The following is a 12,983-nucleotide window of genomic DNA, read 5'->3' on the forward strand; positions in this document are numbered from 1 at the left end:
GCCGACCGCTCGCCGCGCGCCGGGCGCCGCCAGCGTCTAGGCTCGGTCGGATGAGGCGACTGGACGACATCGACCAGGCACTGTTCCATCGGATCGCCGTGTCCGAGCACCCCTTCGGGGCCGGATCACGGGTCGGCGAACTGCTGCGCCGGGCAAGCCATGCCGCCGACCACGGGAAACTGTGGTTCGGCACGGCGGCCGTGCTCGGGGCCGTCGGCGGGCGGAGCGGAAGGCGGGCGGCACTGCGCGGGGTCAGCGCGCTGGCGCTCGCCTCGTTCACGGCCAATGTGGCCGCCAAGCAGCTCACCCGGCGCCCGCGGCCCGCGCTCGACCACATTCCGGCCGCCCGGCTGCTGCTGCGGCAGCCGATCACCACCTCCTTCCCGTCGGGGCATTCGGCCTCGGCGGCGGCCTTCGCGACGGCGGTGGCGATCGAGGCTCCGGCGGCGGCAGCCCTCGTGGCACCGGTGGCCCTGGCCGTGGGCGCCTCCCGGGTGTACACGGGCGCGCACCACCCGAGCGATGTGCTGGCCGGCTTCGCGCTGGGCTCGGCCGTCGCCGCGCTGACGCTGCGCTGGTGGCCCCGTTCGTCCGACCTGCGGCCGGCCGCCGGGCCCGCGCGCCGCCCGGCCCCGGCGCTGCCCGAGGGAGAGGGCCTGTCGGTGGTGGTCAACTCGGGTTCCGGCAGCGGCGCGTTGGCGTCCTACGGCCCCGAGGAGACGGTCACCGTGCTGCGCGACCTGCTGCCCCGGGCGGACGTCCGCCTCTGCGGGCCGGAGGACGATCTGCCCGCCCTCCTCGCCGAGGCCGCCGACCGGGCCTCGGCCGCGGGCGGGGCGCTCGGGGTCTGCGGCGGCGACGGCAGCGTCAATCTGGCCGCCGGGCTCGCAGTGGAGCGGAACCTGCCGCTGGCGGTGTTCCCCGGTGGCACGCTCAACCACTTCGCCGTGGATCTCGGCATCGAGGACTTCGAGGCGGCGGCGACGGCCGTGACCACCGGCAGTGCGTGCGGGGTGGACCTCGGGCTGGCCACCGACGGTACCGGGCAGCGCTACTTCCTCAACACCTTCAGCCTCGGCGTCTACCCCGAACTGGTCAAGCTGCGTGAGTCGTTGGAGGGCCGGATGGGCAAGTGGCCGGCCCTCGCGGTGGCCACCGCGAAGGTGCTGGTGAACGGTGAACCGGTCACCGTCCGGGCCGGCGGGCGGGACCGGCAGCTGTGGCTGCTGTTCGCGGGGAACGGCGCCTACGACCCGCCGGGCTTCGCCCCGACCCACCGGACCGGACTCGCCGACGGCCTGCTGGACGTCCGGGTGGTCGACGGCGGGCGACCGTTCGCCAGGACCAGGCTCGCCGCCGCCTTCCTCTCCGGCACGCTCGCCCGCTCCCGGGTGTACCACGCGGCCCGGCTCCGGGCGCTCGACCTGGAGAGGCTGGGCGACGCCCACCGGATGGCCGTCGACGGCGAGTCGGTACCCGCGGAGGGCCCGCTCCGGCTGGCCAAGTCCGCGCGGGCGCTGACGGTCTACCGGCCCGCCGCGGGCTGAGCGCCGGCGGACAGGCCGATCGCGCAGGCCGGTCGAGCGGTCGGCCTGCGCGATCGGCCTGCCCGGCCGGTGTACTCAGGCGGTGTGCAGGACCCGGAATCGGCCGGGTTGCGCCGGGTCGCGGTCGGCCACCTGGACCGGGGCCCAGGCCCACTGCCACACACCGATGCCCGGCGTCCTGGAGAACCGGACCGGCCCCCGGGTGCCCTCGACCTCGACCGACGGCCATGCCCCGGTGCTCCCGGCCGGCTCGGCGCCGTGCGGGCGCAGCGCCTCGGCGAGGACGGTGACGGTGTCGAAGCCCTCGAAGGCGACGAAGGAGGGCTCCTCTCCGAGCCGCTCCCGCAACGCCGCCCCGACGCGGGCGCCGAGCGGGCCGAGGTGGTCGGGCAGGTAGCGCAGGAACGGGACGCCGGCACCGTCCTCGCCCAGCATCGTCGCCCAGTCGGCGAGTTCCGGCTGCCCGGCCGGAGCGCCGATCAGGACCCCGGCGAGGCGGTCGTCCCGGCGGACCGCCCGGACGACCGGGACCACCGGATCGGGGTGGCCGGCCAGGAGCAGGAGCACGGTCGCGCCATCGGCGGCGAGCTCCTCGCAGAGGCCCTCGGGGGTGAAGGCGGGCAGGTCGAACTCGACCAGGGTGCCGCCGCGCGCCGTGACCCGCTCCCGGAGGATGCCGGTCCCCGAGGCCCAGTAGATGCTCGGGTCGGCCGCCACGGCGATCCGGCGGTGGCCCGCGCCGAGGAGGAAGTCGGCGTAGACGCGCCACCCGTGCGACTGGGCCGGGGCAATGCGGGCGACCAGTTCCGACGGCCCCTCGGTGAGCGCGTCGAGCACCGCCGAGGAGCACAGGAAGGGCAGACCGAGGGCCTCGGCCCGGGCGGCTGCGGCGCGGGCGACCACGCTGTGGTACTCGCCGGCCAGCGCGACCACCCCCAGACCGGCCAGTTCGTCGACGGCCGCGACGGCCCGGGCGGGATCGGCGGCGGTGTCGCGGACCACGAGCTCGACGGGCCGTCCGGCGATCCCCCCGGCCTCGTTGACCTCGCGCGCGGCCAGATCGAGACCGGCGAGCAGGTGCCGGCCCGCCGCGACCCAGCCGGGGCGGGTCAGCGGCACGAGGGCGCCGATCAGGACCGGCGGTCCGTCGGCGGGCGACGCCCCGTACGGCCGGCGCGGGTCGTGCGGCCCGTGCGGGTCCGGTGGTGTGTTCATGCGCCGGTCTCTCCCCGTGATCGTCTCGGCGGTTCGTGATCAGAGATCAGGGCGCGAAGCCTACCCAGGCACGAACCGGCGAAGGCCGCCGCGCCCCACGACGAAACCGCCCCGGCGACACGAAAGTCCCCCCGTTCAGGTGACATTCCCCCCTTTCGCACCGGACCGCTCCCTAGGGTTCGAAGCACTGTTAGCCCACGAAGGGATTTTCATCATGTACCGGACCGTCCGTACCTTCGCCGTCCTCATCGCCGCCATCGGCGCCATTTCCGTCCCCACCCAGGCCTTCGCCGACGACGAGGTGACCGTGCACACCACCACCATCACGGTGATCGGCACCGGCAACCAGCTCGCCGGCGGCGAGATCACCAACGTCGGCGGTGACGCCGTCATCGGCTCCTTCGACGGCATCGACGTCCACTGACCCCGACTCTTCTGTCCCCCGGTTCCACAACGGAACCGCACCGCCCGCGCCAGTCCCCGGCGCGGGCGGTGCCGTGTCCCCCCGCTGCGGTGACGCCTCTCCCCGCCGGTGACGGCGCCCGGCTCCCGTACTCAGGTCTCCCGCTGCGGGTGGTACTCCGCCTCGGTCGTGCCGAACGTCCAGGCCACGCCGGCCCGGGCGGTACGGGTGTCCGGCGGCACCCGCAGCCAGTAGGTGCGGAAGGTGCCGTCCGGCTCGGCGGTCGAGTTGACCACCTCGACCATCACCACCGGCTCGTCGTCCGGCAGTTGGATTCGCCAGAGCACACCGGTCGCGTCCCGGTGCACCGGCTCGGCGCCGGAGTCCGCGAGATAGCGCTCGTAGCCGTAGTGCTCCAGCAGCACTCGGCGCAGCTCGGCGTTCTCCTCGGTGCGGATCCGCTCGGCGGTGACGGTGCCGAGCCCGGCCAGGAACTCGGCGGGCACGGGCATGCCCCGCCAGGCGTGCAGGGCGAAGCCGTCGGAGTACTCGAGGGCCGGTCCGTCGGCGCGGTCCAGCCGGCCGGCCTCGTCGCGGTGCAGGGCGGTCGGGCGCTCGCTGATCAGCACCGTGTCCGCGTAGGGCCACCACCAGCCGGTGGTCCGCGCCACCTCGGCCAGCGCGGCGATCCCCTCGCCGGCGGCACCCACCGCGCCCGGCGCGCCGTCCGGCACCGCACCCAGCACCCCGGCCGCCTCGAAGGCGGCGAACCAGGGCGCGTCGTGCTGCCCCCGGACGGCGTCGAGCAGCGCGAGCCTGGCGACGGTGCGGCGCTCGCGGGCCACCCCGGCATCGCCCGGCGGAACGTCCCCGACCGCCGGGTCGGGCGCGAGCCGGTCGAGCAGGGCGGCGCGGATCCGGTCCGCGAGCGCGTTGGTCACCGGGCCGAGCTCGCCGCCGGTCAGCGCCCAGAGCGGGGGCCAGCCGACCGCGCCGGTCCGCTCGACCGCCTGTCGGCGTACCGCGTCCCACGGCAGGGTCCGGACCGCCTCCCGGACGGTCGAGGCTCCGGCAGCGCGCAGCTCCAGGGCCGCCTCCGCCGCCGCCAGCGGCGAGCCGAACCACCTGATGTCGGCCGGTTCGGCCAGGCCCGCGGCCCGGTACGCGGCCCGCACCGCCCGCTCGACGCCGGCCCGGTCGGCCGGGCCGGTGGCTGCGGCGACCGCCCGCCAACGGGCCGTCACCTCGGCCGTCACCTCGACTGTCACCACGGTCGCCGTCGCATCCGGTGCCGCCTGTCCGGTCCCCATCCCCATCACCCTCTCCGTTCCCGTCCGGACACCCCGCCCGGCCGTAGCGCGGACGCCGTGCGCCCGCCCCGCCTCGTCGTGCTTCCCCACCTCGTGCGCCGCCCGGCGCACGGCCGCCGTCAGTCGGCGACGATCCGCACCGCACCCGGCGCGTACTCGCGCTGACGCACCACCCGGAACCAGCCCTTGGGCAGCGGTATCGCCGCGTGCTCCTCGTGCACCACCCGGCCGCCCTCCGGCAGGTGCAGCCAGGCCGCCCCGAACGGACCGGCCTCGCGACGCAGCTCCCCCGGCCCCACCACGGCGTGCGCGTGCCCGGTCACCTCGCCCAGGGCCAGCACCAGCCGGCCCCGCGCGTCCCTGGGCTGCCCGGCCAGCGAGGCCACCCGGGCCGGGACGGCCTCCTTCTCCACCGGCACCAGCAGCACGTCACCCTGACGGAACATCAGCTCTCCCTCGCCGAATCGACGACGCATCGGATTCCCACACCACGGACCATAGGACAGGGGTACGACAACGGCGCCGACGCCCGGGCGACCCCGGTGAACACCGGGCTGCGGGGACGGGTGTTCCACAAGGCCCGCCGGGCCGGCCGGCACAGGCACCGACACGGGGTGTCCGTCACCCTGCCGGCCGGTCGTGGACCTCGGCCTTCCCCGGCCTCGGCCGGCCCTCCCACCGAGTGGTCACCTCACTGGATCAACGTCATGCCGCCGTCCCCGCCCGGCGCGGCAGCGCTCCGGCGGCCTCAGGTGCACCAGAAGAGGAACGGTGTGCAGGTGGCCGTCGGCCGCGGGGAGGGCGTGCCGGACGGTGCGGGGGTACCGGTGCCGGTCGCGGTAGCCGTACCCGCGCCCGAGGGCGAGCCGCCGGCCGACGGGGGCGGGCCCGAAGCCGGGGGCGGTGCCGTCGGCGGAGCGCTGCTCGGCGCGGCCGGAACGGGCGGTGCAGGATCGGGCGCTCCCTGGTCCGGCGCGGCCCCGGCGGCGGACGTGCCGGCCCCACCGCCCTTGCCCACCGAGGGCGACGCGGCGGCGGAGCCGGACGCCGACGGCGAGCCGGAGGCGGGCGCGGACGCCGTCCTGCTCGCGGCGGGCCGGGTGGCCGACGGGTCCGCGGCCGGAGCCGGCACCGGCGGCGCCGTGGACAGCGTCGGCGCCGGGGCCGAACCGCCGCCCGGCGTCCCGGTGCCGACCGGGGCCGCCGCCTCGGCCGGTACGCCTTCGGAGCCGTTCGCCACCAGCGTCGCCGCCCCGAGCCCCAGCACCGCCGCACCGAGCACGGACACCACGATCCGCCCCGGTCGCCGTCGTACCCGCCGCGTCCGCCGCGACGTCCGCCGCTCGCCCGGCCGGGCGGCGGCCGGGCCGTCGGCGGGCACCGCCGGGCCCGCCGCGCCCGCCGGCTCCGGCAGCGGGCCCGCGGCCGCCCCGGCCCGGGGGCCGGGCGGTGACGGGTGGTCCGGGCCGGTCGCGGGCGCCCCGCAGCCGGGGCAGGCCAGAGCGCCGTTCAGATGACGGCGGCAGGGCGCGCAGTAGTTCATAGGATCTTCCCCGTGCCGCCGGACGGCAGGCTCACACCGGGCGCCGTCCTTCGCCGCCGGCCGCGCACGTTCGTCGTGCACATGCGGAGCCTAGGCAGCCCGACCACGGGGGTGCCATGCCTGCCTGTGAGGCTTCTGGAGAGATGCGGTGACAGTCGATCGCGCACCGCCCACCGGCCGCCCCCGGTCCGACGGAGGTCCGGGAAGGACCCGACGGCGGTCGGACGTCCGCCCGGAGACGCCCCGGGCGGGGGACTGTCGGTCCCGGCTGGTAGACAGTTGTTCGGCCCGCACCGACGCACCAGGAGCAGCGCATGACGGTCAACAACCACATCGAGGACTTCCACGGCCTGCCGGTCTTCGACTTCGTCCCGGCCGTCGACGCGGGCAGCGAGCTGCCGGAGCCGGGAGCGGTCGCCTGGAAGATCGGCATCGACTTCGACTCCGAGCAGGACTGGCCCACCCGGTGGGGACAGTTCCTCGACCGGGTGGACACCGCCTCGGTCACGGCCGTGGTGGTCGGCGAGTGGTCGCACGACGGACCGCTGAGCTTCGCCGGACCGATGGCCGCCCTCCTGGAGGCGGCCGACCGGCTGCCCGCGCTGCGCGGCCTGTTCATCGGCGACATCACGTACGAGGAGAACGAGATCTCCTGGATCCAGATGGTCGACGTGACACCGGTGCTGACGACCTTCCCGCTGCTCACCGAGCTGGTGGTGCGCGGCGCCTCCGGCGAGTACGCGGAGGGCGAGGGAATGGCGCTCCGGCCGCTGCGGCACGAGCACCTGCGGGCGTTGCGCTTCGAGTCCGGGGGCCTCACCGGGGGGGTGCCGCGGGCGGTCGCGGCGAGCGAGCTGCCCGCGCTGGAGCGGCTGGAGTTCTGGCTCGGTGTGGACGCCTACGGCGGCACCACCCGAACGGCCGACCTGGAGCCGTTCCTGGACGGCGGCCGGTTCCCCGCGCTGCGCCACCTCGGCCTGCAGAACAGCGTGTTCCAGGACGAGATCGCCGCCGCCGTCGCCCACGCCCCCGTGGTGGCCCGGTTGGAGTCGCTGAACCTGTCGATGGGCGCGTTCACCGACGAGGGTGCGGCGGCGCTGCTGGACGGCCAGCCGCTCACCCACCTCAAGCGCCTCGACCTGCACCACCACTACCTCAGCCAGGGCATGCAGCAGCGGCTGCGCGAGGCCCTGGCCGGGGTCGAGCTCGACCTCTCCGAGGCCGGCAAGCCCGACGACCGGTGGCAGTACGTGGCGGTGGCCGAGTAGTCCGCCCGCCCGGGGCACGCCGTCCGGCGGCGGCCCCGCCCACCGTCCGCCCGCCGTCCGACCGTTCCCGCACTCGCCGCACTCGCCGCACTCGCCGACACCGCCGCCCAGGGGGCACCTGTGATCATCACCAGCACCACCGACCGCTTCCTCCACCTGCCGGTCGTCGACTTCTCGGTCGACAGGCCCCGCCGACCCGGCCGGGGTGACCGGATCGAGCTCCCGGAGCCGGGCACCGTCGCCTGGCGGCTCGCGGTGGCGTACGGCTCGGAGGGCGGTTTCGACGCCCTGTGGTCCGCCTTCCTGGAGACGGTGGACCCGGCCACCGTCCGCGGACTGCTGCTCGGCCCGTGGTGGATCCAGGACTACACCCCGGTGTCCGAGGCGCTCGGCAGGATCGTCGCGGACGCCGGCCGGTTCCCCGCCCTGGAGGGCCTGTTCGTCGGCGACGTCTCGTCCGAGGACTGCGAGATCTCCTGGCTGGAGATGTCCGACGTCACCCCGGTCCTGCGGGCCTTCCCCCGGCTGACCGACCTCGTGGTGCGCGGCGGCAACGGCCTGCGGCTCGAACCCTTCCGGCACGAGCGGCTGACCCATCTGCGGCTGGAGAGCGGCGGCCTGCCGGCCCGGGTGGTCCGGGCGGTCGCCTCGAGCGAGCTGCCGGCCCTGGAGAGCCTGGAGCTGTGGCTCGGCGTCGACGAGTACGGCGGGGACGCGACGGCCGACGACGTCGCACCGCTGCTGACCGGCACCCGGCTGCCGGCGCTGCGCCACCTCGGCCTGCAGAACAGCGAGTTCCAGGACGAGATCGCCGCCGCCGTCGCGCACGCCCCCGTGGTGGCGCAGCTCAGCACGCTGAGCCTGTCGATGGGCGTGCTGAGCGACGAGGGCGCCGCCGCGCTGCTGGACGGCCAGCCGCTCACCCACCTCAAGAGCCTCGACCTGCACCACCACTACCTCACCGAGGCCATGCAGGAGCGGGTCCGGGCGGCCCTGCCGGGCGTGGACGTCGACCTCTCCGACGCCGAGGAGGAGGACGAGGACGAGTGGCGCTACGTCGAGGTCTCCGAGTAGGCGCGGGCCGATGCTGACGACCCCGCGGGCCACCGGCCCGACTCCGGCCCGGGCGGACCACCGGCTCCCGCCGGACGGGCGACTGACGGTGCTCGGCAACCCCGGTCACCGCCGGGTGACGCTGTTCGCCGCGGCCGCCCGGGCCGCCGGGCTGCCCGAGCCCGCCGTCCTGCCCTGGATCGATCTGCTCCGCGGCACCCATCGGCTGCCCCCGGGCGCCGTGCTGCGGATCGAGTCCCCGGGCGAGGACGAAGCGGTGGACGCGCTGCTGCGCGGCCCGGTGCTGGGCGCGGACTACGCGGCGACCCGGGTCGAGGGCGGCGCCGCCTGGTACGCCGGGGTGACGGCCGCACTGCGCACGCTGGCCGCGGCCCCGGGGGTCACGCTGCTCGGTGATCCGGAGGAGATCGCCGTGATGTTCGACAAGCGGCGGACGCACGCCCTGCTGTCCGCGGCCAGCGTCCCGGTGCCGCGCGCCCTGGCGGGCGGCGCCGTCGCCGGCTGGGAGGACCTCAAGGCGCGGTTGGACGCGGCCGGGCTGCGCCGGGTCTTCGTCAAACCGTCGCACGGCTCCTCGGCCTCGGGCGTGGTGGCGCTGGAGTTCGGGCCGCGCGGCCAGCTGCGGGCCACCACCTCGGTGGAGCTGGCGGACGGCCGGATGCACAACTCTCTTCGGGTCCGCCGCTACCAGGAGGAACGGCAGGTGGCGGAGCTGGTCGACCGGCTCGCCCCGGACGGCCTGCACGTCGAGCAGTGGGTGCCGAAGGCCTCCCAGTCGGGCCGCTCGGCGGACCTCCGGGTCGTGGTCGTCGCCGGACGGGCGACCCATGCGGTGGTCCGCACCAGCGACCGGCCGATGACCAACCTCCATCTCGGTGGTTCCCGGGGCAGTCTGGAGCTGGCCCGGGAGGCCGCCGGACCGGCCTGGCCGGACCTCCTGGAGACGGCCGAGCGGGCGGCCGCCTGCTTCCCGGGCTCGCTGACGGTCGGCGTCGACGTCCTGCCGACCGCCGCCTGGCGACGCACCGTCGTCGGCGAGGTCAACGCCTTCGGGGACCTGCTGCCCCGGCTCACCGGCCTGCCGGGCGGGCCGGCCGAGGGTCTCGACACCTACGCCGCGCAGCTCGCCGCGCTCGGCGCCGCCCCGACCGCGACGGCAGCACCGGCGGCGGCGTCCGCCCCGGCCGGTGCGCCGGGCCCGGCCCGGCGCTCGACGCTCCCGACCCACCCGGAACACCCGACGCACCCGACGCACCCGACCCACCCACGTACGGAACAGCCCTGATGAACCACCGCACCACCGCCGACCCGACCACGCTCACGGACGCCTCCCCGGTGTCCGCCGATCCCGACATGAACGCCGTGGTCGGCAGCCACGACCTGTTGCTGGTCACCCTGGACACCCTGCGCTTCGACGTCGCCGAGGAGCTGGCCGCCGCCGGGCGGATCCCCAACCTGGCCGCCCGCCTCCCCGGCGGGCGCTGGGAGCGGCGGCACTCCCCCGGCAGCTTCACCTACGCCGCCCACCAGGCGATCCTGGCCGGCTTCCTGCCGACCCCGGCCGCGCCCGGCGGGCCGCACCCGCGGCTGTTCGCCGCCCGGTTCGCCGGATCGGAGAGCACCGCGCCCCGCACCTGGGTGTTCGACGCCCCCGACCTGCCGGGCGCGCTCGCGGCCACCGGTTACCGCACGGTCTGCATCGGCGGTGTCGGCTTCTTCAACAAGCAGGGCCCGCTGGGCTCGGTACTGCCGGGCCTGTTCCAGGAGAGCCACTGGGCGCCGGAGATGGGCGTCCCCTCGCCGACGTCCTTCGAGGCACAGGTGGACCGGGCCGAGCAGGTGGTGGCCGAGCAGCCCGACGGGCAGCCGCTGTTCCTGTTCGTCAATGTCCCGGCCCTGCACCAGCCGAACTGGTTCCACCTGCCCGGCGCGACCCGCGAGCACGGCGACAGCAGGGAGAGCCACGCCGCGGCGCTGGAGTACGTGGACGCCCACATCGGCCGGCTGTTCGCGGCGATGAGCGCACGGCGGCCGTGCTTCGCGATCGTCTGCTCGGACCACGGCACGGCCTACGGGGAGGACGGCTACACCGGCCACCGGATCGGCCACGAGGTGGTCTGGACGGTGCCGTACGCGCACTTCACCCTGCCCGCCTCGACCGCGCCGGCCACCCCGTCCACGGCCACCCCGATCGCACCGGCCGTACCGGCCGTACCCGCCCCGACCGCCGAGGAGCCCGCATGACCACCGCCCCCGCCGCGCCGGCCGTCCTCCCCGACGGGTCCGCGGGCTCCTCCCCGTACCAGTCGTACGTGTACGCCTACCCGCACAAGACGGCGTACCGCGAGCTGCCCGACCGGCCGCCGCTGCGCGAGCTGTGGACGGGCGAGCCGCAGCACGCGCTCTCGCTCTACCTGCACATCCCGTTCTGCGAGGTGCGCTGCGGCTTCTGCAACCTGTTCACCCGGATCGGCGGCCCGGACGGACTCACCACCGCCTACCTGGACGCGCTCGAGCGGCAGGCGGGCGCCGTCCGCGCGGCACTGGACGAGGGGGCCGGGTTCGCGCTGGCCGCGTTCGGCGGCGGCACCCCGACGTATCTGAGCGCCGCCGAGCTGGAGCGGCTCTGCGACATCGCCGAGCACCGGATGGGGGCCGACCTGCGAGCGATCCCGCTCTCGGTCGAGGCCTCGCCCGCCACGGCCACCGCCGACCGCCTCGCCGTCCTGGCCGGGCGCGGCACCACACGGCTGAGCCTGGGGGTGCAGTCCTTCGTCGACGCCGAGGCCCGCTCGGCCGTCCGGCCGCAGAAGCGCGCCGAGGTCGAGGCCGCGCTGGGCCGGATCCGCGACGCCGGGTTCCCGGTGCTCAACATCGACCTCATCTACGGCATCGACGGCCAGACGGAGGCGAGCTGGCTCCGGTCGCTGGACGCCACGCTCGCCTGGCGGCCCGAGGAGCTGTACCTGTACCCGCTGTACGTCCGGCCGTTGACCGGGCTGGCCCGGCGCGGGGAGGCGGAGTCCCCCGCCCAGTGGGACACCCGGCGGCTCGCGCTGTACCGGGCCGGCCGCGACCACCTGCTCGCCCACGGCTACGAGCAGGTGTCGATGCGGATGTTCCGCCGGGCGGCCGCGCCGCAGGCCGGGGTGAGCGAGTACGCCTGCCAGACGGACGGCATGGTCGGCCTGGGGTGCGGCGCCCGCTCCTACACGTCCCGTCTGCACTACTCCTTCGACTACGCGGTGGACGCGACGGAGGTGCGCCGCATCATCGACGACTACGTGGCGACCCCGGCGTTCGACCGCGCGGTGGTCGGCCGGGCGATGACGCCGCAGGAAGCGCGGCGCCGGCATCTCGTGCAGTCGCTGCTCCAGGCGGAGGGCCTGGTGCTCGCCGACTACCGGGACCGCTTCGGCAGTACCCCGGCCGAGGACTTCCCGGCCGAGTTCGCGGCCTTCGCCGCGCGCGGCTGGCTGGCTGAGGACACCCCCACCGCTGGCGGCACAGCCGGTCCCGCCGCGCGGCTCCGGCTCTCCCCGGAAGGTCTGGCGCACTCGGACGCGGTCGGCCCGATGCTGTTCTCCCCCGAGGTCCGCGCGCTGATGGCGGAGTACGAGGCGAAATGACCTTCCTCGGCATGCCCGCCCCCGGACCCACGCCCGGGCCCGCCCCGGCGGGACCGGCGCCCACCCCGTCCACGCCGTCCGGCCCGCTCGACCTCAGTCTGCTCTACCGGGGTCCGCTGGCCTCCTGCGACTACGACTGCCCCTACTGCCCGTTCGCCAAGCGCCGCGACACACCCGAACAACTCCGCTCCGACCGGGCCGCGTTGGAGCGGTTCACCGGCTGGGTGGCCGGACGCGGCGGGTCCGGGGACACCCTCTCGGTGCTGTTCACCCCCTGGGGCGAGGGGCTGGTGCGCTCCTGGTACCGGCGGGCCATGGTCGAGCTGAGCCGACTGCCGCACGTGCGGCGGGTCGCGATCCAGAGCAACCTCAGCTGCCGCACCGCGTGGCTGGCCGAGGCGGACCTCGACACCCTCGCGCTCTGGGTCACCTACCATCCCGGGCAGGTCGAGCACGGGCGCTTCCTCGCCAAGTGCCGCGAGCTGGACGCCCTCGGCGTGCGGTACAGCGTCGGCGTGGTGGGGCAGCCGGAGCACCTCGCGGCGGCCCGGAGGCTGCGCGCCGAGCTGTCCCCGGCGGTCTACCTGTGGATCAACGCCGCCGAGGGCCGGAGCTACACCGACGCCGAGGCGGCCGACTGGACCGCCCTCGATCCGCACTTCGGGTACAGCCGGCACGCCCACCCCAGCGCCGGCCGGGCCTGCCGCACCGGTGAGTCCGTGGTCTCGGTGGACGGCGACGGCACCGTCCGCCGCTGTCACTTCGTGCCCGAGGAGCTGGGCAACCTCTACGACGGCTCGTACCGGGCCCGGCTCGGCCCGCGGGCCTGCCCGCTGCCGGTCTGCGACTGCCACATCGGCTATGTGCACCTGGAGACGCTGCCGCTGTACGACGTCTTCGCGGGCGGTGTGCTGGAGCGGATCCCCCACTCCCGGTGACGCCGCCGGCACGCTGCGGGGTACCTCCTCCCCGACCGCGCCCCGGCCTGGCCGGG

General features: G+C 75.9%; 12 protein-coding genes. 8 read left to right on the plus strand and 4 right to left on the minus strand.

Features of this window, described 5'->3' with window-relative positions:
* Positions 1-50 precede the first annotated feature (50 nt).
* On the plus strand, positions 51-1,547 hold the full coding sequence (locus BLU95_RS04690; RefSeq protein ID WP_093858839.1) for a bifunctional phosphatase PAP2/diacylglycerol kinase family protein: 1,497 nt from the start codon (positions 51-53) through the stop codon (positions 1,545-1,547).
* Positions 1,548-1,622: 75 nt separating this feature from the next.
* Here the strand turns inward: BLU95_RS04690 and BLU95_RS04695 are convergent, their stop codons facing one another.
* Positions 1,623-2,762: an ABC transporter substrate-binding protein gene (locus BLU95_RS04695; RefSeq protein ID WP_093858840.1), complete on the minus strand. Its 1,140-nt coding sequence runs from the start codon at positions 2,760-2,762 to the stop codon at positions 1,623-1,625.
* A gap of 214 nt (positions 2,763-2,976) precedes the next feature.
* Here BLU95_RS04695 and BLU95_RS04700 point away from each other — a divergent pair, with 214 nt between their 5' ends.
* Positions 2,977-3,186 (plus strand): hypothetical protein, encoded by a 210-nt coding sequence (locus BLU95_RS04700; RefSeq protein WP_093858841.1) that lies wholly within the window; start codon positions 2,977-2,979, stop codon positions 3,184-3,186.
* Positions 3,187-3,317: 131 nt separating this feature from the next.
* On the opposite strand, the gene BLU95_RS04705 is transcribed toward BLU95_RS04700, so the two are convergent.
* The 3 genes from BLU95_RS04705 to BLU95_RS45795 form a co-directional block, all read right to left on the minus strand.
* Positions 3,318-4,475, minus strand: coding sequence for a DUF6745 domain-containing protein (locus BLU95_RS04705; RefSeq protein WP_231978284.1), 1,158 nt, complete (start codon positions 4,473-4,475; stop codon positions 3,318-3,320).
* A 119-nt stretch (positions 4,476-4,594) separates the two neighbouring features.
* Positions 4,595-4,921 carry a DUF8820 family protein gene (locus BLU95_RS04710; protein ID WP_093858842.1) on the minus strand — a complete coding sequence of 109 codons (327 nt, stop codon included), beginning with the start codon at positions 4,919-4,921 and terminating at the stop codon, positions 4,595-4,597.
* Positions 4,922-5,223: 302 nt separating this feature from the next.
* A complete protein-coding gene (locus BLU95_RS45795) occupies positions 5,224-6,018 on the minus strand; it encodes an SCO2400 family protein (protein ID WP_502689801.1) in 795 nt (264 codons plus the stop codon).
* A 314-nt stretch (positions 6,019-6,332) separates the two neighbouring features.
* On the opposite strand from BLU95_RS45795, the gene BLU95_RS04720 reads away from it, so the two are divergent.
* The 6 genes from BLU95_RS04720 (at position 6,333) to BLU95_RS04745 (ending at position 12,927) form a co-directional block, all read left to right on the plus strand.
* Positions 6,333-7,286 (plus strand): STM4015 family protein, encoded by a 954-nt coding sequence (locus BLU95_RS04720; protein ID WP_093858844.1) that lies wholly within the window; start codon positions 6,333-6,335, stop codon positions 7,284-7,286.
* A 120-nt stretch (positions 7,287-7,406) separates the two neighbouring features.
* Entirely contained in the window at positions 7,407-8,360 is a 954-nt protein-coding gene (locus BLU95_RS04725; RefSeq protein WP_093858845.1) for an STM4015 family protein, read from the plus strand.
* Between the two features lie 10 nt (positions 8,361-8,370).
* A complete protein-coding gene (locus BLU95_RS04730) occupies positions 8,371-9,645 on the plus strand; it encodes an STM4014 family protein (RefSeq protein WP_173862004.1) in 1,275 nt (424 codons plus the stop codon).
* Between the two features lie 68 nt (positions 9,646-9,713).
* Positions 9,714-10,604, plus strand: coding sequence for an STM4013/SEN3800 family hydrolase (locus BLU95_RS04735; RefSeq protein ID WP_093864639.1), 891 nt, complete (start codon positions 9,714-9,716; stop codon positions 10,602-10,604).
* Positions 10,601-11,989 (plus strand): STM4012 family radical SAM protein, encoded by a 1,389-nt coding sequence (locus tag BLU95_RS04740; RefSeq protein WP_093858846.1) that lies wholly within the window; start codon positions 10,601-10,603, stop codon positions 11,987-11,989. The genes BLU95_RS04735 and BLU95_RS04740 overlap by 4 nt, the downstream gene beginning before the upstream one ends.
* Positions 11,986-12,927: an STM4011 family radical SAM protein gene (locus BLU95_RS04745; RefSeq protein ID WP_231978285.1), complete on the plus strand. Its 942-nt coding sequence runs from the start codon at positions 11,986-11,988 to the stop codon at positions 12,925-12,927. The genes BLU95_RS04740 and BLU95_RS04745 overlap by 4 nt, the downstream gene beginning before the upstream one ends.
* Positions 12,928-12,983: the final 56 nt, after the last annotated feature.

Source organism: Streptomyces sp. TLI_053, assembly GCF_900105395.1.
Lineage (GTDB): Bacteria > Actinomycetota > Actinomycetes > Streptomycetales > Streptomycetaceae > Kitasatospora.

Coding starts and splice junctions, on each gene's coding strand:
- BLU95_RS04695 (WP_093858840.1), bottom strand. CDS start 2,762: ATGAACACACCACCGGACCCGCACGGGCCGCACGACCCGCGCCGGCCG.
- BLU95_RS04740 (WP_093858846.1), top strand. CDS start 10,601: ATGACCACCGCCCCCGCCGCGCCGGCCGTCCTCCCCGACGGGTCCGCG.
- BLU95_RS04700 (WP_093858841.1), top strand. CDS start 2,977: ATGTACCGGACCGTCCGTACCTTCGCCGTCCTCATCGCCGCCATCGGC.
- BLU95_RS04735 (WP_093864639.1), top strand. CDS start 9,714: ATGAACGCCGTGGTCGGCAGCCACGACCTGTTGCTGGTCACCCTGGAC.
- BLU95_RS04730 (WP_173862004.1), top strand. CDS start 8,371: ATGCTGACGACCCCGCGGGCCACCGGCCCGACTCCGGCCCGGGCGGAC.
- BLU95_RS04710 (WP_093858842.1), bottom strand. CDS start 4,921: ATGTTCCGTCAGGGTGACGTGCTGCTGGTGCCGGTGGAGAAGGAGGCC.
- BLU95_RS45795 (WP_502689801.1), bottom strand. CDS start 6,018: ATGAACTACTGCGCGCCCTGCCGCCGTCATCTGAACGGCGCTCTGGCC.
- BLU95_RS04705 (WP_231978284.1), bottom strand. CDS start 4,475: ATGGGGACCGGACAGGCGGCACCGGATGCGACGGCGACCGTGGTGACA.
- BLU95_RS04745 (WP_231978285.1), top strand. CDS start 11,986: ATGACCTTCCTCGGCATGCCCGCCCCCGGACCCACGCCCGGGCCCGCC.
- BLU95_RS04720 (WP_093858844.1), top strand. CDS start 6,333: ATGACGGTCAACAACCACATCGAGGACTTCCACGGCCTGCCGGTCTTC.
- BLU95_RS04690 (WP_093858839.1), top strand. CDS start 51: ATGAGGCGACTGGACGACATCGACCAGGCACTGTTCCATCGGATCGCC.